19 protein-coding genes are annotated in these 22,188 nt (G+C 46.8%); 12 read left to right on the top strand and 7 right to left on the bottom strand.

Annotation, left to right across the window (positions count from 1 at the left end; genetic code table 11):
* The first annotated feature begins 46 nt into the window (after positions 1 to 46).
* The 6 genes from PG915_RS18015 (at position 47) to PG915_RS17990 (ending at position 6,120) form a co-directional block, all read left to right on the top strand.
* The gene (locus PG915_RS18015; protein WP_353500157.1) at positions 47 to 1,474 is read left to right on the top strand and encodes an NAD-dependent succinate-semialdehyde dehydrogenase; all 1,428 of its coding nucleotides are present in this window, start codon (positions 47 to 49) and stop codon (positions 1,472 to 1,474) included.
* A gap of 28 nt (positions 1,475 to 1,502) precedes the next feature.
* Positions 1,503 to 2,777, top strand: coding sequence for a 4-aminobutyrate--2-oxoglutarate transaminase (gene gabT, locus PG915_RS18010; protein WP_353499795.1), 1,275 nt, complete (start codon positions 1,503 to 1,505; stop codon positions 2,775 to 2,777).
* Positions 2,778 to 3,067: 290 nt separating this feature from the next.
* The gene (gene manA, locus PG915_RS18005; protein WP_353499794.1) at positions 3,068 to 4,258 is read left to right on the top strand and encodes a mannose-6-phosphate isomerase, class I; all 1,191 of its coding nucleotides are present in this window, start codon (positions 3,068 to 3,070) and stop codon (positions 4,256 to 4,258) included.
* A 171-nt stretch (positions 4,259 to 4,429) separates the two neighbouring features.
* Positions 4,430 to 4,981 (top strand): GNAT family N-acetyltransferase, encoded by a 552-nt coding sequence (locus tag PG915_RS18000; protein ID WP_353499793.1) that lies wholly within the window; start codon positions 4,430 to 4,432, stop codon positions 4,979 to 4,981.
* Positions 4,982 to 5,125: 144 nt separating this feature from the next.
* Positions 5,126 to 5,671 carry a TIGR02594 family protein gene (locus PG915_RS17995; protein WP_353499792.1) on the top strand — a complete coding sequence of 182 codons (546 nt, stop codon included), beginning with the start codon at positions 5,126 to 5,128 and terminating at the stop codon, positions 5,669 to 5,671.
* Positions 5,671 to 6,120: a hypothetical protein gene (locus PG915_RS17990; RefSeq protein WP_367357788.1), complete on the top strand. Its 450-nt coding sequence runs from the start codon at positions 5,671 to 5,673 to the stop codon at positions 6,118 to 6,120. The genes PG915_RS17995 and PG915_RS17990 overlap by 1 nt, the downstream gene beginning before the upstream one ends.
* 43 nt (positions 6,121 to 6,163) lie before the next feature.
* Here PG915_RS17990 and PG915_RS17985 read toward each other — a convergent pair whose 3' ends face one another.
* Both PG915_RS17985 and PG915_RS17980 read right to left on the bottom strand, forming a co-directional pair.
* Positions 6,164 to 7,960 (bottom strand): choice-of-anchor I family protein, encoded by a 1,797-nt coding sequence (locus PG915_RS17985; protein ID WP_353499790.1) that lies wholly within the window; start codon positions 7,958 to 7,960, stop codon positions 6,164 to 6,166.
* Positions 7,961 to 8,110: 150 nt separating this feature from the next.
* Complete coding sequence (locus tag PG915_RS17980; RefSeq protein WP_353499789.1) at positions 8,111 to 9,922, bottom strand: PLP-dependent transferase; 1,812 nt, start codon at positions 9,920 to 9,922, stop codon at positions 8,111 to 8,113.
* A 132-nt stretch (positions 9,923 to 10,054) separates the two neighbouring features.
* Here PG915_RS17980 and PG915_RS17975 point away from each other — a divergent pair, with 132 nt between their 5' ends.
* Together PG915_RS17975 and PG915_RS17970 are read left to right on the top strand one after the other, a co-directional pair.
* The gene (locus tag PG915_RS17975) at positions 10,055 to 10,510 is read left to right on the top strand and encodes an Lrp/AsnC family transcriptional regulator (RefSeq protein ID WP_353499788.1); all 456 of its coding nucleotides are present in this window, start codon (positions 10,055 to 10,057) and stop codon (positions 10,508 to 10,510) included.
* A gap of 109 nt (positions 10,511 to 10,619) precedes the next feature.
* Positions 10,620 to 11,144, top strand: coding sequence for a cytochrome b (locus PG915_RS17970; protein ID WP_353499786.1), 525 nt, complete (start codon positions 10,620 to 10,622; stop codon positions 11,142 to 11,144).
* 186 nt (positions 11,145 to 11,330) lie between these two features.
* Here PG915_RS17970 and manA (PG915_RS17965) read toward each other — a convergent pair whose 3' ends face one another.
* The 3 genes from manA (PG915_RS17965) to mngA form a co-directional block, all read right to left on the bottom strand.
* The gene (gene manA, locus PG915_RS17965; protein WP_353499785.1) at positions 11,331 to 12,518 is read right to left on the bottom strand and encodes a mannose-6-phosphate isomerase, class I; all 1,188 of its coding nucleotides are present in this window, start codon (positions 12,516 to 12,518) and stop codon (positions 11,331 to 11,333) included.
* A 57-nt stretch (positions 12,519 to 12,575) separates the two neighbouring features.
* The gene (gene mngB, locus PG915_RS17960; protein ID WP_353499784.1) at positions 12,576 to 15,215 is read right to left on the bottom strand and encodes a mannosylglycerate hydrolase; all 2,640 of its coding nucleotides are present in this window, start codon (positions 15,213 to 15,215) and stop codon (positions 12,576 to 12,578) included.
* Positions 15,216 to 15,339: 124 nt separating this feature from the next.
* Positions 15,340 to 17,274, bottom strand: a complete 1,935-nt coding sequence (gene mngA / locus PG915_RS17955) for a PTS 2-O-a-mannosyl-D-glycerate transporter subunit IIABC (RefSeq protein WP_353499783.1) — start codon at positions 17,272 to 17,274, stop codon at positions 15,340 to 15,342.
* 253 nt (positions 17,275 to 17,527) lie between these two features.
* Here mngA and PG915_RS17950 point away from each other — a divergent pair, with 253 nt between their 5' ends.
* Together PG915_RS17950 and PG915_RS17945 are read left to right on the top strand one after the other, a co-directional pair.
* On the top strand, positions 17,528 to 18,241 hold the full coding sequence (locus PG915_RS17950; protein ID WP_353500156.1) for a GntR family transcriptional regulator: 714 nt from the start codon (positions 17,528 to 17,530) through the stop codon (positions 18,239 to 18,241).
* Positions 18,242 to 18,444: 203 nt separating this feature from the next.
* Positions 18,445 to 19,014: a DUF2959 domain-containing protein gene (locus PG915_RS17945; protein ID WP_418643028.1), complete on the top strand. Its 570-nt coding sequence runs from the start codon at positions 18,445 to 18,447 to the stop codon at positions 19,012 to 19,014.
* 43 nt (positions 19,015 to 19,057) lie between these two features.
* On the opposite strand, the gene PG915_RS17940 is transcribed toward PG915_RS17945, so the two are convergent.
* On the bottom strand, positions 19,058 to 19,486 hold the full coding sequence (locus tag PG915_RS17940; RefSeq protein ID WP_353500155.1) for a MarR family winged helix-turn-helix transcriptional regulator: 429 nt from the start codon (positions 19,484 to 19,486) through the stop codon (positions 19,058 to 19,060).
* Between the two features lie 79 nt (positions 19,487 to 19,565).
* A complete protein-coding gene (locus tag PG915_RS17935) occupies positions 19,566 to 20,195 on the bottom strand; it encodes a cytochrome b/b6 domain-containing protein (RefSeq protein ID WP_353500154.1) in 630 nt (209 codons plus the stop codon).
* Between the two features lie 73 nt (positions 20,196 to 20,268).
* Here PG915_RS17935 and PG915_RS17930 point away from each other — a divergent pair, with 73 nt between their 5' ends.
* Positions 20,269 to 20,733, top strand: coding sequence for a c-type cytochrome (locus PG915_RS17930; RefSeq protein ID WP_353499781.1), 465 nt, complete (start codon positions 20,269 to 20,271; stop codon positions 20,731 to 20,733).
* Between the two features lie 119 nt (positions 20,734 to 20,852).
* Positions 20,853 to 22,187 carry an aspartate aminotransferase family protein gene (locus tag PG915_RS17925; RefSeq protein ID WP_353499780.1) on the top strand — a complete coding sequence of 445 codons (1,335 nt, stop codon included), beginning with the start codon at positions 20,853 to 20,855 and terminating at the stop codon, positions 22,185 to 22,187.
* The last annotated feature ends 1 nt before the right edge of the window (position 22,188 follow it).

Raw genomic sequence — 22,188 nt, 5'->3', positions numbered from 1 at the left:
ATGGCTGCTCAATAGGAAGCGAGCCATGGAAGCAAAAGGATTCACCATGCAGCAAATTGACAACAAAAGCCTATTGGCGTTTATGGTGACAGCAGCCGACAACGCTGTTGAAGTAACCAACCCTGCAACCGAAGAGACAGTGGGATTTGCGCCGCGCTCAAGTGATGCAGAAGTGATGGACGCCATTGAACGAGCGCACGTGGCACAAAAAGAATGGGCAAAGGTGCCTGCAAAAACGCGTGCCGGTATGCTTACCCGCTGGTTCCAGCTGATTCTAGAGAACAAAGATGACCTTGCACGTATCATGACGATGGAGCAGGGCAAGCCTCTCGCAGAAGCGGCAGGTGAAGTGCTGTATGGCGCGAGCTTTATTGAGTGGTTCGCGGAAGAAGCGAAACGTACTTATGGCGATACGATCCCGGGTCCAACGGCCGATAAGCGAGTCGTGACTATCAAGCAACCTATTGGCGTTGCTGTTGCTATCACTCCTTGGAACTTCCCTATCGCAATGATCACGCGCAAAGCGGGTCCCGCTCTTGCGGCAGGGTGTAGCTTTGTGGTGAAGCCGTCTGACTCGACACCACTGTCTGCGTTCGCCATCGTGCAACTGGCTTACCAAGCGGGTATTCCACAAGACGCTCTGCAAGTGGTTCTGGGCGAAAGCTCACGCAAAATTGGCGCGATCTTTACCTCTCATCCTCTGATCAGAAAGCTCTCGTTCACAGGCTCTACGCAAGTAGGCAGTGTATTGATGGCGCAGTCTGCGAAGGACATCAAGCGTACGTCGATGGAGCTAGGTGGCAACGCACCATTTATCGTTTTTGACGATGCGGATATTGATGCAGCGGTACAAGGTGCAATGGCGTCTAAGTTCCGTAATGCAGGCCAAACGTGCGTTTGCGCTAACCGTTTCTATGTTCATAGCAAAGTTTACGACGAGTTTGTCGTTAAGTTCGATGCAGCAGTTCAACAGCTTAAGATAGGCAACGGCCTTGATGAAGGCGTTAGCATTGGTCCCGTGATTAATGAAAGTGCAAAACAGGGTATCCAAGCTCTGATTGAACGTGCTATTGAGCAGGGGGCAACACCTGTCACACCGCTTGAATCTCTTGAAGGCAACTTTATGCAACCTGTGGTGCTAAAAGATGTGTCTCATAGTATGGATATCGTTCAAGAAGAGATCTTTGGCCCAGTTGCGCCAGTGATTCGTTTTGATACGGATGAAGAGCTGATCGAGATGGCTAATGACACCATTTATGGTCTAGCAAGTTACTTCTACAGCCAAAACATTCATCGCGTATGGAAAGTGGCGGAAGCACTGGAATATGGCATGGTCGGCATAAACGAAGGCATTATTTCTACTGAGGTTGCACCATTTGGTGGTGTGAAACAATCGGGTATTGGCCGCGAAGGCGCGAAGCAAGGTATTGACGAGTATATGGACGTTAAATATCTCTGCTTTGGTGGCAATTAATTAGCGATAACGAATAAAGGACTGAACAATGAAAAATCAACAACTGCACGAAAGAAGAAGCAAAGTTATCGCTCAAGGTATGGGCGCACTTTACCCATTGTATGTTGAGAAAGCAGAAAATGCCCATGTATGGGATGTCGATGGCAACAAATACATCGATTTTGCTGCAGGTATTGCAGTAACCAATACCGGTCACTCCCACCCACGCATTACAGAAGCGGTGAAAGCGCAGATTGAAAACTTCTCTCATACATGTGCGATGGTCACCCCATACGAATCGTTTGTGGAGCTGGCTGAAAAACTCACAGAGCTTGCTCCGGGTGATACCGAGAAGAAAGCGATCTTTCTTACCACTGGTGCAGAAGCGGTCGAAAATGCAGTGAAAGTGGCGCGTGCACATACAGGTCGTAGCGGTGTTATCGCCTTTAAAGGTGGCTTCCACGGTCGTACCAACATGACGATGGGTCTAACCGGTAAGGTTGCGCCATACAAAGCGGGTTTTGGACCGTTTCCGAACGAGATCTTCCATGCACCGTATCCGAATGCGTTCCATGGCATTAGCACTCAAGACAGCTTGCAGGCACTTGAAGATTTGTTTGCTTGTGACATCGAGCCTAGCCGTGTTGCGGCGATCATTTTTGAGCCTGTACAAGGCGAGGGTGGTTTCTATCAAGCACCTAAAGACTTTGCTGAAGCGGTGCGTGCACTGTGTGACAAGCACGGTATCCTGTTGATTGCGGATGAGATCCAAACTGGTTTTGCCCGTACAGGCAAAATGTTCGCAACAGAGCACATTGGTATTGAACCTGACATGATGACGATGGCGAAAGGGATTGCGGGCGGTTTCCCAATCTCTGCAGTAGTCGGTAAAGCGCACGTCATGGATTCAGCGCTTCCTGGTGGCCTTGGTGGTACGTACGCGGGCTCTCCACTTGGTTGTATTGCGGGCTTAGAAGTCCTCAAGATCATCGAAGAAGAGCAATTGTGTGCTAAAGCTCAAGGTATCGGTGAAGTGGTTAATGCTCGAATGACAGCGCTGCAAAAGCAAGTTCCAGCCATTGGTGAAATCCGAACTATTGGCGCAATGATGGCGATTGAGTTTACCGACCCTCAAACACAGCAGCCATTGCAAGATGTCACCAAAGCGGTGATTGCTAAGGCTCAAGAAAACGGTCTTATCTTACTGTCGTGTGGCGTGAAAGCGAATGTGATCCGCTTATTGCCACCGCTAACCATAGAGTCAGAAGTTTTAGCAGAAGGCTTAGATAAGCTAGAAGCTATCATTTTAGATGTGGCGAAGTAATCCCCTCAGCTTTCCACAGATTTTTATCGCTCCGATAAAGTCTCCCCTTAATAAAAAAGCCCCCTCGATTCGAGCCCGAGGGGGCTTTTCTTTTTTTTCTGATCTTTTTGTCAATTTTTGATCTTGTCGAAAGTATTGATCATTTATCAATTTAAAACTATATAGTTTTAAATTGAGTTCTGTTAACTTATTTTGAGTGACTGACACTCTGTTAGCAGACCTGGATCTTGATAGCGCTCTTTTGAACAAGTCCGCTATCAAGATCCCTTTGATGATTGGTTGGAATTTTCATGACGCAACAATATTTTTTACCTATGAGTAATGTTATCCAAGATTACCCATGGGGCAGTGAGACCTCGATTTCGACGCTCTTTGGCATTGAAAACCCAGAGCATAAACCGCAAGCCGAGCTGTGGATGGGTGCGCATCCTAACGGTTGTTCTCACGTCTTCATCGATAATCACTTGGTTCGCCTGGACCAATGGGTAGCTGGTGACCCTGAGTCTATTCTCAGCCCTTCTGTACAGCAGCAATTTGGTGAGTTGCCGTACTTGTTCAAGGTTCTTGCTGCAGAAAATGCACTCTCGATTCAAGTACACCCGAGTAAAGAACAAGCTGAGAAAGGCTATTTGTTGGAGCAGCAAAATGGCTTGGCTTTGAACGCGGGCAGTCGAAACTACAAAGATCCCAATCACAAACCGGAATTGGTTTATGCCTTAACTCGCTATCAAGCGATGAACGGTTTTAGGCCTCATGAAGAGATACTGAAGTACTTTAATACATTGGATATTTTGGAGTTGTCTGAGCTCGTTGCGAAATACAACTCTGAGCCGAACCCTAAGGGACTTGAGCAGTTCTTTGTCGGGTTGCTGAAGCTGGAAGGGGAAATCAAATGCCGAGCCATTGACGCCCTATTAAGTTTTGCTAGCAGTCAGCAAGGTGATGAGACATTTGAGCTCATTACTTGGTTAGCAGAGCGATCCCCTGGTGATATCGGCTTATTCGCGCCGCTTATCTTGCATGTTCTCACCCTAGAGCCAGGCCAGGCAATGTACCTAGATGCGTGTACTCCTCATGCCTATTGTAAAGGGACGGGTCTTGAAATAATGGCTAACTCCGACAACGTCCTTCGCGCTGGCCTGACGCCAAAGCATATTGATGTTGCTGAGTTGGCAGCTTGTACAGTGTTTGAGCCAAAACGCCGTGAAGCTTTGTTATCGACTCCCCACCGTGAGAACGGCGCTGAGCACTATTTGGTGCCAGTAAAAGACTTTAAATTTAGCGTGTATGCGAATCAGCACCAGCGTGAGCTCTCGGTGGAAACGCCAGAGATCTTGTTTGCGCTCGATGAGCCAGTGCATTTAACGCATGAAAATGGTGAGGTTGCTGTGTTGGAGTGCGGGCATTCTATGTTCATTCCGGCTTTTACCAAGCACTATTCTGTCAGTTGCCAAGGTAAGTTTGCTCGTGCCTATTGTTAGGTTTGAGAACAAAAACTGATGCAATATCGACAAACTGCTAGGGAGATCGCGAGAGATCTCCCTTTTTGTCCAATTTGTACGGAATGTAATCAGCATGGATTGCAATTTAGTTACAGATAACTAGTATGTAATTTAATGAAATGTAAAAACTAAAGCACTAGGTACTGTAAAATGGAATTTAGAGTAGCAGAATATGCTGACTTTCAAAATGTGGCTCAATTACATGCATCGAGCTGGCAACACGCTTATAAAGGAATCATGCGCCAATCGTATCTTGATGATTCGGTTCTAGAAGATAAACAACTGATTTGGCAGACAAGGTTGCTCAACCCGCCTTTCAGTCAACATGTCCTTGTTGCGGAAGACAATAGTGAGTTGGTGGGGTTTATTTGTCTTTTTGGCAATCATAATGTCGATTTCGGCACTATCATCGATAATCTACATGTCACACCTCAAGCACAGCGTCGCGGTGTTGCTAAACAGCTTATCGTTCGTGCCGTCGAATGGGCGGAAAAGTTCTACCCGGACAATGGTATTTTTCTCGAGGTTCTCGCCGACAATACCAATGCCATTCATTTCTATGAGTCGCTCGGCGGCAATCAAGTCCTTAAACAGCGCACTGAATCCCCTTGCGGCAAGTTTCTTGATGAATACCTCTACACTTGGAAGCGCCCAGCGGACTTGGGTGAAGTGTGTAAAATACCAGTATTCAATGAATCATAGCCAAAATAGACAAGTTGTCAGTTGAAGTATTAGTACCTAATGTTTGGGTGCGCTCTAAACACTTTTATTTCAGTTTGAAGAGACAATGAGGCAAATGTACTTTGGGTTTCAATTATTGATGATTCCTAAAATGGTTTACCTTCGATGTCACGAAATAATTCTGAAATCAAACTGATTAACATAGCTAAATTTAAGTCTGCACCATGGATGTTAACGGCTTCCGGTGAGTTGGGGCAGACTGAAATTCATGGAAAACGAGCCAACCCGCAGATTATGAGGTACTTCTCAGCGTCAAGGTTTTGGGGGAAGGATGATTCCGGGGCTGAAAACGCTTGGTGTGCTTCATTTGTAGCATGGGTAATGAAACAGCATGGGTATGAGCCTGTTGCGCATGCTTATCGTGCTTTGTCGTGGATGAGCTTTGGAAAGGCGATCGATAAGCCAGTAATGGGCTCTATTGCAATTAAGAAGCGCGGTCGAGGTGGCGGGCATGTTGGTTTTGTCGTTGGGCAAAGCTCAACTGGAAAGTACCTGTTTATTCTAGGTGAAAATCAAGGCGATAGCGTTAGCATTGCGAGGTACCCGGCTAATATTTGGGAAGCTTTTGTTGTTCCAAGCCAATTTGACTTAAGCTTATCTAGTTTGCCTATATATACTCAATCAGCCAACGTAGCGTCGTCGGAGGAATGATGACTGGTATTTCTTTGGGAAAAGTTGCCGTCTTTATCGCGTGCTATTTTTGTTCTAATGTTGCAAGTGCGAATGAGGTTATGGAGCAAGCATTGGCAAACTCAGTTCGTCAAGCTCCACTAACAGCTGTTGTATCTAGAGTTTCCGTAGTCCGTGTTGATTCAGGTGAATCAGGTTGGGATGAGTATGAGTACAATGCAGAGGTGCTTGAGCTTATTAATGGAGAAAGCCCGAAAGACATCAGGTACTCTGTCTACGTTGAGGCTGGAGATGATGTTACGCTGGATAAAGCGCCAATACTCTTAAGTTTGTGCTCCGATGGGGAGACTTTTTACTCTCCAGGCGTTGGAACTATTTTCCCTGCATCTCAGTCTCTTATTAATCTCGCTCGCATCTATGCTCTAGATAATACGAACTTGTCTGAAGTTACTTTTGATATCTGTAAGTAAAACATGACCCCGACAGCAGTGAGCTTTGGGGTCATGTCAAATTCTAAAAATCTAGTCTAAATACTGACGTCGTTCCGCTCACTTCGTTGCCTACCGCGATGAAGTGTTGACCCTGCCTTGTAAAATACTTAATGGACTCAGGACCAAGATCTCCGGCTTTAGGATTGTACGTATCGTTCGCACAATCACCGTCGTCTACTTGAGTGCAAACCGGTTGATTAAAGTCACGATTGTTCACATAGGTGATGAATAGCGCTTGCTCAGGAACGGTGACGTCATAAAGCATAATACCGCCTTGTCGCTCTAGCCCAATAAAGGCGTAATGACGGCCATTGATAGAGGAGACTTCAATGGCTTCTGGCTCAACACCTTTGTCATCACTACGATCATCGGCTGATGTGTTGTTGTCGTTAGTACTGTTGAAGTTGGCTTTGTCGCTCATCAGTGCAATATTTGCGAACTCATCACCGCTGTCGTAAACAGCTTCTCCTTGGTCATTCCAAATCGTGAAAGAACGAGCGCCAAAGGCTTGTACCTTTTCGTCAGCCTGCAGTGGACTCTTTGGATTGATGACTTTAAGACGTGCAAGCTGTTTGTTGTCTTTGAGCGCCTCGGCAAGAGGGTGGTCGTCAGCAACCTTGAGCTTTTTACCGCGCACTTCATCCGCATAAGCGATACAGAAGTCCTGGTTGGCCGCGTAATCCGTTGCTGATTGGTCTTCTTCGCCATCCCATTTATAGCCTAGTTGGTCACACTGCTCCTGAGTGGTATCAAACCCATATTCACGGCCGTCGCCTTCGTTTGCTGTCACTATGTAGGTTTTACCGTCTACTTGGTAACTGGTAATGCTGTCGGGCATATAAAGCCCTTCTAGCATTGGGTAGCTTTGTAAGTTGCCAACAATCTTGTCTTTGTTCGATGCATCTAGCTGAGCGGTTTCCCAGGATTTGCCACCAAGTCCGTAGATGCCGACTACGCGTTTTTGTTCAACGTCGATGGCAGCCAGCGCATTGTTTTCTTGAAGTGCGACATACACTTGACCGTTGTCTGCAAAGGTTAAGTATTCTGGTTCCAGATCTTGCGCAACGCTGGCTTTCGGATGTGAGATTCGAACCTTGTCATTCAGTTCAGCATGTCTAGACTCAGCTTGATTGAAGTCTCTAAAGTCAATTTGCGTCACCTCGGCATTGAGTGGGCCTTTGCTTAAATCGACAAGCGTTACTGAGCCTTCTGGATCGATGGAGTAGTCTGAATTTGGTTCACCCTCGTTGGCCGATGCGATGTATCGTCCATCTTTGGAAAAGCTCACCATATCCGGCAGTGGGCCTGCTGGGTAAGTAGTAATGAGCTCTAAAGTATCTGAACGGTACAATGCGATAAGACCCGCTTTCTGTTTATTCGCGTTTTCAATGGCGACTGCGACCAATCCTTGATGCACAGAGACGCTGTTTGCTGCACCAATGGCAATACCTGACAGTGCTGCAGCCGAGTTAAGATCAATTTGTCCGGACAGAGTTGGTGCGCTCGCTTCGTCAAGTGACATGACGTCAACCGTTTTGCCTTGAGCATTGACGACATAAAGCTTGTCAGTGCAGCTATCGTAACTGACGATTTCAGCGGCAGAGCTAGCAAACGGCGCATCAGCGACAGAAGTTCCTACAAGAGTAAGACCGCTGACCGTCATCTCACTGGGCTGTGGCGCGGTTTGAGCTAGACATTGAATATTAAATTCTGTCACAGCCGAGAATGGCTGATTTGTGGATGTTGGTGTGCTTGAGGCGCAGCCCAGTAAACTGGCAGAAGCAATAGCCAGGGCAGATAGAGCGAGTGTGTGTTTCATGTTTCCTCCTTGAAAGTAGACTCGCCGACTTTAGAGAAGTGGTATGACGTTTTTATGTCGATAATGTAACTATCTGATTAAATAATATAATTGACAATAAAACAAAGCGAGAGCCAATGCTCTCGCTTATCTCATCTCTGACAGTCGGAACTATCGCCTTAGTGTATTGAAGCTGGGTTGATTGCGAATGATTTTGTCATGAACCTGCGTGTAGGTTTGCAGGTAGATGTCGTCTATCTGCTCAGCACTTGGAAAACTTTGTGAAAACTCGGGATGCTTATTATCAATAGATAGGCTTGCCGCCTCTATGATGTGGGCGATAAACATGCGCGGGTCTTCTAGGCCAATAGAAAGCCTCATGGTGGTAGGCTTTATCCCCGCCTCTGATAGCGCTGAATCACTAAGCTCTGAGTGCGTGGTGAGCGCCGGGCATAGAGCAACGGTATTGGTTTGCCCAAGGCTGACTTGCATACCAATTGCAGGCTCTAGCATGTCAAAGAACTGCTTAAACACCTCTCGATTGATAGGCGCTCGATTTCCATTTCCTTCCATGTCGATGGTAAATAGCGCTGCCGGTAACCCCAAGTACATATTCTTCTGGCAGTGTTGGTAGTTATCGCTATCAGGGAGAGCAGGGCAAGAGACATTGATATCTGGATGGGCATCGAAGATCTTCGCTAGCGTTAGCGTGTTAATGGTTTTTTGTACCACACGCATCTCATAGGTTTTCATGCCGTTTAGTACTTCAAACGCTTTGTCCGCATCGAGGAACGCGCCCTTAATATAGTAAACGTTCCAAAACAGTGAGTTATTCCACTCAATAGTCACTTCATCGCCATTGGGTTTAGTGAATGGAACACTCTCACCTTTAGGGATAAACATGGTTTCGTTGCGACCGATTACTACACCGGCAGTCGTTGTCCCTGAGCCAGCTAGCTCCTTGGTATACGAGTGAATGACGTAGTCGGGGCGCTCCATAACATCGTCACGTTTAAGAACAGGGTGTAGCATCGGCGTACCAACGGTTGAGTCGACAATCACATCCCAGCCGCGAGTGTGTGAGGCATGGCTAATGGCCGCAACGTCCAGCACGTATCCGTGGGGGTTACAAGGCGATTCTAGGTAGACGTAGATGCGTTTGCCGTTTGCTATTCGGTCTGCGTATTTCTCAGTCACTTCATCTAAGCGTTTGGCGAAGTCGTCACCAGAATAACCATCGACCCACTCAACTGCGACATTGAGATTCGACGGCTTAGCGAACCAATCTTCAAGCAATTGATATGAGCCGCCATAGATGTTTCGTGATGCCAGAACAATATCTTCATAGCCCAGCAAATGACTAAGTAATCCATCAATCGCTGCCATTCCGGAGTTGAAGTTCCAAGCAAGGTATTGGTTTGCTCTACCACCGGCTTCTAAGTCGACCATATGATTTGCAAGAGCAATTGACGTTGGGTTGAGCAGCCTTGAATAGATATCGTGCAACGGCTCTTTGCCGTTAAATGCATCTTCAATCCACTCCGTACATGCGAAAAGATAGGTCGCAGTGCGAGTGATAACTGGGCTTGCAGAGAAGATCGCCGCCACATTGTCAAAAATAGGGTATGCCCCTTTGGATGCGAAGTTGCCATTGTTGGTGGCGATTGATTGATAAGTGGCGCGCATCGGGTTTTGCAAGTTATCGAGGATCTTCGCGATTTGGAACGACAAAAATCGTTTGGTATTAAACCACGCGATGCGATCGCTTTTATCGAGATCAGATAGGCCTTCGACGGTGATTGCCCAAAGATCATGGGTCTTGGTGTTCGCTTTGTATAAGGTTGTTGCAAGCTCGACCAGCGACATTCCGTACTCACTGTTTGGATCGATTCCAAAGTGCTGGGCTTGCTCTATTGCCAATGCCTCTGCTTGTTCGTGTTTGGTTGTTTTTCTTAGAGGGCTCAGTTGAGTTGAGGTATTCATATTTCCATCCTTTATTTTACCTCTTAAAAGTTTAGTGTTATAAAAATGTTAATAATTGCGATGTGCCAACTAATCACGGGTTGTGACGCAATAATATTGCGTGAATATGGTCAAATTTGAAGGAATCCGCCAATGGATGAGATTGATAAGAAGATACTGAAAGAGCTTCAAAGCAACGCTCGATTAAGCAATCAAGAGCTTGCCGATCGCATCGCTCTTTCACCGTCTCCCTGCCTTCGCAGAGTAAGGGCATTGGAGAAACAGGGCATTATTCGTGGCTATCACGCGAGTGTCGATCAAGAGGCATGTGGTTTGCCAGTTAACGTCTTTGTGTTGGTTAAGCTAGAAAAGCCTACTGAGGATAATATGCATGACTTTGAGCAGCACATTGAAGCAATGGACGAGGTTCTAGAGTGCTTTTTGATGACAGGTAATCACGACTATCTACTGCATGTAGTAAGTGGGTCACTGAAAACCTATGAGCAGTTTATTCGTCGCCAACTTACTCCGCTTCCCAATATTGCTTCTATTGAATCAAGCTTTGCATTCGGGCAAGTAAAACGAAAGACCAAGCTTCCGATAAACTAGGTATCGGATCGTCGAACCGGACACTTTTACACAGCTTTACATTCCTAACTATCGCCTAACAATTGTAAATTCCTGATAATGTCCTTAGCTTTTTTAAGGAAAAATAATCATGTCAAAAAAATTATCAAAACCGACAATTGCTCTTCACTGGTTAACGGGACTGACTTTTATCGGGATCTTTGTACTTGGCAAAGTCTTTGAATCGATGGAACGTAGTCCAGAAAAATTCGAACTCCTCGGAATTCATAAATCGCTGGGTGTGATTTTACTTGTGATAGCCACGACGCGCCTGATTTGGCGATTCAAAGAGGGGCCTATCGAAAGCGCTGCACCTATGCCAAGGTTGCAGGAAATCGCCGCGAAATCTATCCATCACTTACTTCTGCTAGGCACATTGCTGATGCCGACCTCTGGCATCATGATGAGCATTGGTGGCGGACGAGGGATCGATGTGTTTGGCTGGGTTCTTTATAGCAAGGGCGATAAGATCGAATGGCTTGGCTCGCTGGGCAGCAATCTACATGGTATTGGTGCGACAATCTTGATGGTTGCTGTAGCATTGCATGTGCTTGGCGCTATTAAACACCAAGTCGTAGACAAAGACGGTACGTTAAGCCGAATGCTAGGTCGTTAATAAATCTATTGGCCTTCCGACTTTAGAGCGGAGAGAAACATCAGAAAAGACCCCGCCTAGCAGCGGGGTTGGTCAAAGCGGTTGTTACGATTTACGTAAAAAGACCATAAGTTACCAATAGTGAGCCTGTGAAGTCTCAATTAAACAGGCTCTAGGTGTTTTGATTGCGTTCACAGTAACCGGGGGTTAGTTAAACGCACGAGCAAGAACACCATTCCCTTGATATTGGTAATGAGCAGAATCATTGCTTATAAATACCGATTCGCCAGATTTTAATACAACTTGGTTGTCTGATGACGATACGATCACTTCGCCTTCTACACAAAACAGTATCTCTGCACTGCGCAAGTATTGATGTTGGATTTCGTGGTTAGACTGAATAATGTCAAACCCAAAATCGTCCACTGGGATAGGGTAGCTTAACCTGCCTGCCTTGTTTACAGGATTAAGCCTGATATCTTCTGGTTTGATAGACTGGAACCTAACGTTGTCGATAAGCTCCGGTACGTCGATGTACTTAGGCGTTAAGCCTGCACGCAGAACATTGTCTGAACTCGCCATAATTTCTAAACCAGTTCCCTCTACATAAGCATGAGGGGTTTCGGCATGCAAAAACATTGCTTCACCGGGCGCGAGTTCAACGGTGTTGAGCATCAGCGGTGCAAACAGACCAATGTCATCGGCATAGTGTTGATAGAAACTCTGGCTATAAGACAAAGCCTCCCTAACCATGACGCTTTTGGCAGGCCTCTCGTAAGCGGCGTAAAGCTCTTGCAGCGCTTGCTGCTTACTTTCTCCTTCAAGAGACATGATTTCTGTAAAAAAGCGCTTGAGACCGCCACTCGTTTGGTCGTTTGCTAGAGCTGTCACTTGAGGCTTAAGCGCTTCAATCCCAACTGCTGCGAACAAGCCTACGATGTCTTCGATTGGTCGAAAGCCATTCATTGCCTTGTAGAAAGTGAGCGCATAAACCAGTTCCGGTTTGTGGTTCGGATCTTTGTAATTACGGTTCGCGGCATCAAGCGGGATACCTTGGGTATTCTCGCGTTCGAAGCCTAGCTCGGACTTGCGCTTGTTCGGGTGCACTTGAATCGATAATGGCGTTTCTGCAGAAAGCACTTTAAACAAGTACGGAAGCTCTCCAAATCGATGGGTTGTATAGTCACCGAGGGCTTTTTGTTTGTCACTGGCAATATAGTCTGCGAGGGAAGAACCTGAGTCTTCAAGCACTGAACTACCATTGGCATGGGCGCCCATCCAGATTTCAGCCTGTGGTTCATTATTTGGGTTTTCAATGCCAAACAGCTCAGTGATGGAGGTTCTACTTCCCCACGCATAGTGCTTGATGTCATTGCTAAGTTTTACTAGAGACATGTGTTTTTCTACCAATCAGCGATGGACAGCTCCCTCAAGTGAGGGAGCTGGTGGATGTTAGAACTTGATTTGGAAGCTTCGAGCTTGGCAAGGCTTCAATTCACCGAACGATTGCATCGCTACATTCGTTTCGCGCACACGTTCATCTAGACTCACCTCTCTCCATGACGTTACTGGCTGAGTAAAGTCAATGTGGTCTTCGATGCTGCCAATCTCTGCTGGGTTGTAAACACGTAGAATCAGAGCATCGTCATCCTCAGATTTCTTGAGGACACTCAGAACCGCGCCTTTCTTGCCCTTGTTTAGTAGCGAATACGTCAGCGGTTTATCTTGCTCACCTACGTTAAGCTTCATCGCGTTATATGGGATCTTGTTGTAACACTGGATTGGCGTCACATTGTCACGAGCCTCGGCCATGAGGTTGGCATCTATGTGATTGCCCGCAAAACCAAATAGTGCGAACTCACATACAATCTTGCCGCGAGTTTGTGAGTCTGGTGTTGGGATCTTAATACCAGACGGTCGGCCAGGGCGAAGCAGCAGATTCTCTTTACCAAGTACGCCTACGCCGCGGAATAAAGTGAGTGCGAAGGTATCGCGTTCTTGATTGCCTTGGCTTGAAATTACTTCGAACTCACGCAGACCATTGGTCATAAGTGCCATGCCGCCCGTTTGGTTTTCTACCGCTGCAAAATTCATAAGTTGGTACACTGGCACCGGTGCTTCTTTCCAGCCTTCTTGCTCCCACACTTCCATTGCAGGGTCGTTAGTTGGACGAGTAATCAAACCAAATTGGTTGTCCGCTACCACGACCTCAGAAACAAACGGTGTCGGTACTAGCACGCGAACACGGTGATCGTCAGCTTGGTTGTCCATTTCTATGCGAACTTCGATGCGGCGTGAACCTTGTTTGAGCAACACTTGGCAGTTGATATCGACGAAGCCGTTTTGCCCTGAACGCGCCTCGCGTTCTTCAAGGTTTGCTGGGACGTTCATGCGTGTTTTGATTGTAGCAACAGACTGGAAACCTTCGTGTTTGATGTTGGTTTCCACATCAAACTCATCGGAATACAGTAGCCACTCTTTACGAGATGGTGAGTAGTCGTACTCATCACCATCGTCTGAGCCCTCTTCCACGCGCAGCACTTGGTCGAAAGTCATTTGCGTTTCTTTGTCCAGCACGGTTAGGGTGCCGTTGGCGTTCACTGAGATTTGGTAGAATTCATTCTCAAGATATTCTGAAGTCGACTTCACAGATTTTTGTGTGCCGTGTTGGCTACCTTGGATATGCAGCGTGGTAAAGCCCATCGCAGGCACTGTGTATTTAATCTGGATATCGTACTCAATGAATGGGTCGTAATTACCGTAGTGAACGATTTGACGGTCAATCTTACCTGGGTCAATGACACGCTGGTCTTGAATGAAGTACTCAACTGGGTTGCCTTCATCATCAAATAGGTTGAATTTATCAGCGCGGATAGTAATGGTGGTATTGATCACCTCTTCACGCTCATAAGGCGACAGGTTAAAGAACGCCAGTTTGTCACAGCCTTCGCGCGCTGGCATATGGTCAACGATCTTACGCTTGTAGAATGTGATCAAGTTGGTCGCCATATCGTCGGCAAGAATGTAGCGGTTCAGGATTTCAGCATGAACCTTGTCTGAGCAGCAGCAACCGATAGAGTCGTGGGCATGGTTCTTCATGCTCTCTTTCCACATTTTCTCGATAAGACCGTGGTGGTACTCAAAACCCAGTGTCCAAGCGATGGCCGCGAGCGGCTCTAGGGTATTAACGATCTTATTTTCTACCTCAGCGTGGATCAGTTTGATGTCCATACGAGTCGAAGAAATGGTGCGGTGAACACGCATGTATTTACCGTCGTTAAACTCACCTTTAATAGTGTCTAGGCTGTCACGCTCTTCACGGACACGGTCAAAGACCTCTTCAAAGCGGCTCATGACGAACTCACGATCTGGGTAGATCTCGCGTAGCTTGTCCATCACCTCAAAGATGTCTTTTTGGATTGGCATCTGGTCGTGACCGTTTGGCAATAGGATGTCTTTGGTCACAGAAGGTTTTTCAAGCACCGGGAAGTATTTATCCAGACGTGCACGCAGACCTTCTTCGTCTTGTGGCAGGTATTTACCAATCGCGTAGCCAAGAGGCAGCACCTGAGCCATGACTTCAGAGCCGTCGTTTGATTGCCACAAGAATTCTGTTTTGTCGGTACCGTGACGCTCAGAGCAGCCGCGCCAGAACATGGCTGTGTCGATATCAAAACCGTTGTAGATCATTGGTAGCTGTGAGCTCATTGAGAATGAGTCTGGCAGGTAGCCGATCTTCATAGGTTCGCCCAGCGCAAGGCAGTCACGCATTCCGTAAAGCATGTTGCGAACAATGGACTCGCCAGAGACTTGCATGGTGTCAGTTTGTGAGTACCAAGGACCAACAATCAGTTTGCCAGCCTCAACCAGTGCTTTTACTCGCTGTTTGTTCTCTGGTTTGATAGCAAAGTAATCTTCAAGAACCGCAGTCTGACCATCCAGTACGTAGTATTTGTACTCTGGGTCATTTTCCAGACGCTGCATGATTTCTTCCATATTGTTCACAAGCAGAATGCGAGATTCTTCTGTTGTGAAATACCATTCACGATCCCAGTGCATGTGAGGAGTGATATGAACGCGAGATGTAGTCATTGTGTTAACCTTTGGACTGCTTTGCAGTGAGTTTAAATTCTTTAATATCAAGGGATTGTTTATTAGTGCTGATTAAGGGCACAGAAATTTCCGTGCCCCTCAGCTTATTGATTAATAATATTGATTAGTTTTGCGTCGCTACCTGGGCTGCAAATTTACCCTTTTTTACGGCATGCGCTCTCCACGCAAGCAAGGTGACGGTTGAGATTGCTGTGCCGACTAGGGCTGCGCCAAACCAGATGGCTGCCGCCATGAAGCTACCGATACCTGCGTCGTGCAGTAGGAAGATTGAGAAGATGCCAGCACCCGGAGTCGATAGACCAATACCCGCAGCGCCAATCATTGCGCCCGTTACGATTGAACCTAGTAGGAACGAACCGATAACGCGGATAGGGTCTTCAATCGCCATTGGAATCGCACCTTCAGTGATACCCGCTAAGCCAAGCAACCAAGTTGATTTACCTGTCTCAATCTCAAAGTCTTTAAACAGTCGTGGAGCAAGCATGGTTGAAGCCGTTACTGTGAACGCCGATACCATTTTCACTGAGCCGAAGATTGCGTATGGACCATAAACACCGTTTGCCATTGCTCCCAGACAGAAGGCGTAAGCCGCTTTGTTTACTGGGCCGCCAAGGTCGAACGATACGAAGCAACCGATCACAGCACCGAGCAGAAGAGCGTTGGTACCAGACATACCGTTTAGCCAGTCTGTTAGACCTTGGTTTAGCCATGCTACTGGCTTACCAATAACGAACAGCATCAAAGAGCCCGCGACTAAGGTACCGATAACTGGGTAAAGGTAGAAGGTTAGGAAGCCGTTGAAAGCAGGGCTTAGGCGAACATTTTCTTTCACCCAGCGCATTAGGTAACCGGCGATCAAACCACCCACAACACCACCGAGGAAGCCCGAGCCGATAAGGTTTGCGGCAATACCGGCAGCAAAACCTGGACCTAATGCTGGTTTATCAGCAAGTGAATAAGCGGTATAAGCGGCAAGTACAGGAACCATTAAGGTACCTAGCAGACCACCACCAAGTTTGCGGTACATCCACAGCCAAGAACCATCGGTTGCGTAAAGCTCTTGCAAGTCAAAAATTTGTGCAATAAGAACGGCGACTGCTAGAACGGTGCCGCCAGCAACGATAAGCGGAACGGCATAAGAGATACCTGAAAGCAGCGCTTGTTTTAGCTCCGTTTTCAGCGGAAGTTTTTTCGGTTTATCGTCAGTCGCAATGGTGCGATCTGCGCCCGTACCATTTTTGCCAGCCTCGATGGCTTCGTTGAGAATTCGCTCTGAGTGTTTGATTGGCTCTGCGACAGGCACTTCAACACGTGGAATACCGTTAAAACGTTCGACTTCTTTGATTGCAACTTCTGCTGCAAACACGACGGCTGTGGCGTTATTTAATTGCTCGGCAGTCAAACGATCTTCGATACCGTTTGCACCTTGCTTCTCTACGTAAACCTTATATCCAAGCTTGTGGCCTGTTTTTTCAAGGTATTCAGCTGCCATATAAGTGTGAGCGATGCCAGCGGGGCAAGCAGTAACACAAACAATGGTTGGTGCATTTGTATCTAAGTTGTCTTGTTCTTGGTGTGTTTCTTCTTGGTTTGACAACAAAGTTAGAATTTGTTCTGAAGTTGTAGCATTAAGAACGGCTTGACGGACATCGTCGTCAACGAGCGTTGTCGTTAGCTCGGTAAGCAGGTGCATGTGCGTAGAGCCTGCTTCTGCATTGGGGATCGCAATCAGAAAGATGAGGTTAACGTCTTCTTCTTCGTCGATATCTTGCCATTTAAGATCGCTTGATAGTGTCGCAACCGCAAAGGCTGCTTCTTTTACGGCATCCGTTTTACCATGTGGTACCGCTAAGCCTTCGCCAAGTGCTGTTGGTCCTTGCGTCTCGCGTTCAAATACCGCTTTTAGGTATTCTTCTTTATTGTGAAGTTTGCCTTGTTGATATAGTTGTTCGGCAAGAGCTTCTATCGCTGCATCGCGACTTTCAAAAGTCGTTTGTAGGTTAATCAGCGATGGGTTGGTCAGAGATGTTAGGTTCATAACTTTTGTCCCATTGTTACATTCATCTATTGTTGTCCCGTCAACAATGGCTAAATAATACCTCTTTAATACAAATGATCCATGATGGAGATCTCATTTATTGATAAATATGTATTGTTGTTGTATTTAAATTTGGTCTTTTTGTAGTAACAATTGCTTGTCATTGCTCTATCAATTCGTATCATATGACTAAATATAGTTCTTGATGGGCTTAGATGCCCTATCGAACATCGTTATGTCAGTAGAGGTTTGTATGGCGAGATTGCCGATGTATCGAAGAATCGCTGATGCGATTCGGGAAAAGATCAGTTTAGGGGAGTATAAAGTGGGCGAAGCATTGCCAACTGAAGCTCAGCTCCGTGAAGAGTTCTCGGTAAGTCGTGTTACGGTGCGACAGGCAATTAAGTTACTAGTAGAAAACCAAGAGCTTGAGAGTATTCAAGGTAGCGGTACTTATGTGAAAGAGAATCGTGTTAATTACGATATCTACCAACAGACTAGCTTTGCAGAGAAGTGGGCGCACCTTAATGGTGTTACTCACAGCGACGTGCTGGCATTTGAGATCCAAGCGGCCTCTATAACGATGGCTGAACATCTAGAGATTCAAGAAGGTGAGCGGGTTTTCTATATCAAGCGTGTGCGCTTTCTTGATGATAACCCCATCACCGTGGAAGAGACTTGGATGCCGATCAGCATGTTCCCGGATCTCACCTATCAGGTGATGCAAGGCTCTAAGTATGAGTTTATCGAGAAGCAGAAAGGTCTCGTAATTGACCGCAGTGAGCAGGAGATCATTCCTGTACTGCCTCCTGAAGAAGTCGCGGAACTATTACACATAGACCCAGCTCAGCCTATCATCGAGAAACGGACCCGCGGATTATTGAGAGGGGACATTGTATTCGAATATAGCCGAAACTATTTTAAATCAAGCGAATACAAGTTTACCTTGGTGGCCAAGCGACATTGATAAGAGAGTTACCTGTATTAGGAATGTCACTTTTTTAAGCGACTACCGACAAGTCTACTATCTAAACTTGTCACCTCTGCGATTCGCCATTTATAGTTAATCTATCAAGCATACCGAAAGGAATGAAAACAATGCGTTGGATGTTAATTGGAGCCTTGTCAGTAGGTGGTTTAGTGGGTTGCCAATCAACTTATTACTCTGCAATGGAGCAAGTTGGTTATCACAAGCGCGATATTATGGTGACGCGTGTTGAGGATGCCAAAGAGTCTCAACAGGAAGCGCAAGAGGAGTTTACTAGCGCGCTGGAGGCAGTATCCGCTCTGAGTGGGTTTGATGGCGGTGATTTAGAAAAAGTCTACAACGACATCAACGACAAATACGAAGACAGCGAAAAGGCCGCGGAAGAGGTGCGCGACCGTATTTCGGCAGTAGAGGATGTCTCTGAAGCGTTGTTTGAAGAGTGGCAAGCTGAACTTGAGCAATACACAAGTGCTAAGCTCCGTCGCTCGAGTGAGCAGAAGCTAAAAGATACTCGAGCCTCGTATCAAACCATGTTGAAAGCAATGAAGCGAGCAGAGCAGAAGATGACGCCTGTACTCAATACTCTGCGCGACAACACGCTCTACCTCAAACACAATCTTAATGCGAGTGCGATTGGCTCATTACAAGGAGAGTTGATCAGTCTAGAGAATGACATTCAAGTAGCGATCAATCAGATGAATGCCGCGATTGAGGAGTCGGATAAGTTTATTGGCAAGCTTAATAACCAATAGATAGTATCAAACAGGTCGTGTTGTTTGATACCTTGGCTGGTGGCTAGATCTTACCGACTAACTTTTGTAATAGCTGAACCATAGTTGCCTGCTCTTGCTTTGTGAGAGGATTTAGAAGCTGTTGATTCACTTCGAGAGGCAAGTGGATCACCTCTTTCTTAAGCGCACGTCCTTCTTCGGTTAGGTAGATTTTAAATGAACGTCGACTGTCGGGATCCGGTTGACGTTCCACAAGACCTAGGGTCTCTAACTTGTCGATAGTGCGTGTTGTCGTCGAGCTTTCGACTTTGGACATCTGAGCGATCTCTCGTTGATTAATCCCTTCTTTTTCCCATAAACACATCAACGTTGGCCACAATGCTAATGTTAGTCCTTTTTCCTTGAGGCGCTGATCAAACTCTTTAGATGCGTGATTGGCGACTACGTTGAGCAGCCAGCCGAAACTGGATTCGCGTTCAAATTCATTGTTCATCATATTTCCGTTGTGCAAATCTTTTAATAAAAACCCGGCAATGAAAGCTCAGCTGTCACCGTGATTGGTAACCAATGAGTCATATCATTGATGGGGCAACTATTGCGATGGTAACTAAAATGGCGCCAATTAGCACTAAAAATGCGCGGCGCTGGCTTACGAGCGTTGGAGCAGCTCTCTGGTGTGTCATCCATTGCTTGCCAGTTATCATTGCAAGGAGTAGTGGCTTACCTATGAACTTGTATCCAACGATCGCCGCTACATGTGCAGCGATCAGCCAAGGTAGCAACTGCGCCAATAAAAGATGAACTTGCTCTCCAGCATCATAAAAGGTGTCTGGGATTGCGACGCCATATTGCTCTAACCCGTCAAATAGTCCGGCTAGTAACATCCCGCTTAAACACTGCATAATAAGAAGGCCTAGCATAGTCACTACCATAAGGGCACCTAATGGATTGTGCCCCGCAGTGGCAGGCTGTATACCTGTTAGGTAGTCAACTATCTGTTTCGGCTTTTTAACAAATTGTTTGAAGCGGCTGGTTTCACTGCCAACAATGCCCCAGCACATACGCCAAACCAGCAGAGTAAATAACACCATACCAAGCTGAAGATGTGGCCCTGTACCTTGAAGCCCAGTGTCCATTAACGCCACAAACAGTAACGCCTGTGCCCAGTGATAAATGCGAGTCGCGGCATCCCAGACTTTAATGTTTCTCATAAAATCTACTCGTTATCGAAAAAGTGAGATTAATTCAAGTTAACTCCAAAAATAAGGTGTATGTATGTTGCTAGTGAAAAAGGTTTGCTCTAAAGCTGCAGTATGTGGATTGGTGTTTGTGTCATTGGCTATGGTGCAAAACGCTCAAGCGATGAGCCATGCCGAGTCTATCGCTACACGTCAATCGGCGTTTGAGCGTATTGAGAGTCAGACCGAACGGGTTGCTGATCAAGTGAGCAAGTCACAAGTAGATTGGCAGGCACTTCAAGTGGCCAGTGAACAGCTTCTAGAAGACAGTTTGCTATTGTCTGCGGCCTTCCCTGTGGGTAGCCAACAAGGGAGTAAGGCGAAAGAGTCGGTTTGGAAGAAACCTGCGAAGTTTCAGCAGTTGCTTACCGACATGCAGCAAGGCTATCAACAGGTCGTGGACGGCGTTCAATCTCAATCTGTGGAGTCGGTAGAAGCTGGACTTGATGCCGCTAACTCTACTTGTCGCAGTTGTCACCGCAGTTACCGCTCGCGTTGGTGATCGATCTTGATGTGTTAGTTGTTTTGAATGAGCGAACAATTTTTAAACAATAAATTTGTAAATCCCGACAGCTGTTACAACTATTAGGAAATAGGCTGGTGTTTTTGAGGGATTAATCAATGAGCAGTGTATTCCACCGCAGTTGTCACGGCCAACTGCCAACAGTGAGTCATGGTGAAGGTGTCTATCTATTCGATACTCATGGTAAAGCGTACCTTGATGGCTGTGGCGGAGCGGCAGTATCGAATTTGGGGCACAATCACCCCCAAGTGAAACAAGCTATCCGCGATCAGCTTGATGCCGTGCCTTATGCGCATACTGGCTTTTTTACCACACAAAGCAGTGAGCTATTAGCAAAGCGTCTTGTGGACTTAGCTCCGGAGCCGTTAAAGCAGGTTTATTTTGTAAGTGGTGGTTCGGAGGCGGTGGAAGCCGCGCTTAAAATGGCTCGTCAGTATTTTGTTGAGAGAGGAAAACCTCAGAAAACAGAGTTCATTGCTCGGCGGCAAAGTTATCATGGCAACACACTAGGCGCGCTGGCGGTGGGGGGAAACGAATGGCGTCGTGAGCCGTTTCGTCCTTTGCTCACTACGAGTCACCATATCGCGCCTTGTTATGCATATCGCGAGCAAATGGCGTATGAGTCCGAAACGGATTACAGCATGTGGGCGGCCAACGAACTGGAACAACAAATCCTGGCACTCGGTGCGGACAATGTGATGGCGTTTGTCGCAGAGCCAGTTGTGGGGGCGACCGCTGGCGCTGTCCCGGCGACAAAGGACTATTTTAAACGGATTAGAGAGATCTGTGACCAGTACGAAGTCCTACTGATCTTGGATGAAGTGATGTGTGGTGTAGGAAGAACGGGGACTTTCTATGCTTTTGAACAAGAAGGTGTTGTACCCGATATGGTGACCATAGCGAAAGGGCTTGGAGCAGGTTATCAATCAATTGGTGCCGTGGTCGTGCAGGATAAGGTCTATCAGACCATCGCCAATGGGTCTGGCTTTTTTCAGCATGGGCACACGTTTATGGGGCATCCCATTGCATGCGCGGCGGCGCTTGCCACAGTGAATACGATTATCGACGATGATCTCCTCTCTGCTGTCACCAATCAGGGGATAGGGTTATCTAATAAGCTAGATAGCACACTCGGTGATTTGCCGTTTGTCGGCGATATTCGTGGGCGAGGTTTGTTTATTGGCATTGAGCTCGTGGCGGATAAAGTCACTAAAGCACCACTGCCCACGTCAACACAAGCGCATAAGTGGGTAAAATCCATTGCTATGGATCAAGGGTTAATGTGCTACCCCATGTCGGGCACTATCGATGGCAAACAAGGGCATCATATCTTACTCGCACCCCCGTTCATCATAGCTGACGCTGAGCTCGACGAGTTGGTCGTTAAACTGACTAGTTCACTTGAGCTGGCCGCTGCAAAGTGGGGGGCATAGC

This window comes from Vibrio sp. CB1-14, from assembly GCF_040412085.2.
GTDB lineage: Bacteria > Pseudomonadota > Gammaproteobacteria > Enterobacterales > Vibrionaceae > Vibrio > Vibrio chaetopteri.
Note: the sequence above shows the minus strand (reverse complement) of the source record. Positions and strands in the feature narration are given on the sequence as shown.

Excerpts from the sequence above, each read along its gene's own strand:
- PG915_RS17995 (WP_353499792.1), top strand. The coding sequence starts at position 5,126 with ATGTCACGAAATAATTCTGAAATCAAACTGATTAACATAGCTAAATTT.
- PG915_RS17980 (WP_353499789.1), bottom strand. The coding sequence starts at position 9,922 with ATGAATACCTCAACTCAACTGAGCCCTCTAAGAAAAACAACCAAACAC.
- PG915_RS18000 (WP_353499793.1), top strand. The coding sequence starts at position 4,430 with ATGGAATTTAGAGTAGCAGAATATGCTGACTTTCAAAATGTGGCTCAA.
- manA (WP_353499785.1), bottom strand. The coding sequence starts at position 12,518 with ATGTCTCTAGTAAAACTTAGCAATGACATCAAGCACTATGCGTGGGGA.
- PG915_RS17975 (WP_353499788.1), top strand. The coding sequence starts at position 10,055 with ATGGATGAGATTGATAAGAAGATACTGAAAGAGCTTCAAAGCAACGCT.
- PG915_RS18015 (WP_353500157.1), top strand. The coding sequence starts at position 47 with ATGCAGCAAATTGACAACAAAAGCCTATTGGCGTTTATGGTGACAGCA.
- mngB (WP_353499784.1), bottom strand. The coding sequence starts at position 15,215 with ATGACTACATCTCGCGTTCATATCACTCCTCACATGCACTGGGATCGT.
- PG915_RS17945 (WP_418643028.1), top strand. The coding sequence starts at position 18,445 with ATGGAGCAAGTTGGTTATCACAAGCGCGATATTATGGTGACGCGTGTT.
- PG915_RS17925 (WP_353499780.1), top strand. The coding sequence starts at position 20,853 with ATGAGCAGTGTATTCCACCGCAGTTGTCACGGCCAACTGCCAACAGTG.
- PG915_RS17930 (WP_353499781.1), top strand. The coding sequence starts at position 20,269 with ATGTTGCTAGTGAAAAAGGTTTGCTCTAAAGCTGCAGTATGTGGATTG.
- PG915_RS17985 (WP_353499790.1), bottom strand. The coding sequence starts at position 7,960 with ATGAAACACACACTCGCTCTATCTGCCCTGGCTATTGCTTCTGCCAGT.
- PG915_RS17990 (WP_367357788.1), top strand. The coding sequence starts at position 5,671 with ATGACTGGTATTTCTTTGGGAAAAGTTGCCGTCTTTATCGCGTGCTAT.
- manA (WP_353499794.1), top strand. The coding sequence starts at position 3,068 with ATGACGCAACAATATTTTTTACCTATGAGTAATGTTATCCAAGATTAC.
- gabT (WP_353499795.1), top strand. The coding sequence starts at position 1,503 with ATGAAAAATCAACAACTGCACGAAAGAAGAAGCAAAGTTATCGCTCAA.
- mngA (WP_353499783.1), bottom strand. The coding sequence starts at position 17,274 with ATGAACCTAACATCTCTGACCAACCCATCGCTGATTAACCTACAAACG.
- PG915_RS17950 (WP_353500156.1), top strand. The coding sequence starts at position 17,528 with ATGGCGAGATTGCCGATGTATCGAAGAATCGCTGATGCGATTCGGGAA.
- PG915_RS17970 (WP_353499786.1), top strand. The coding sequence starts at position 10,620 with ATGTCAAAAAAATTATCAAAACCGACAATTGCTCTTCACTGGTTAACG.
- PG915_RS17940 (WP_353500155.1), bottom strand. The coding sequence starts at position 19,486 with ATGAACAATGAATTTGAACGCGAATCCAGTTTCGGCTGGCTGCTCAAC.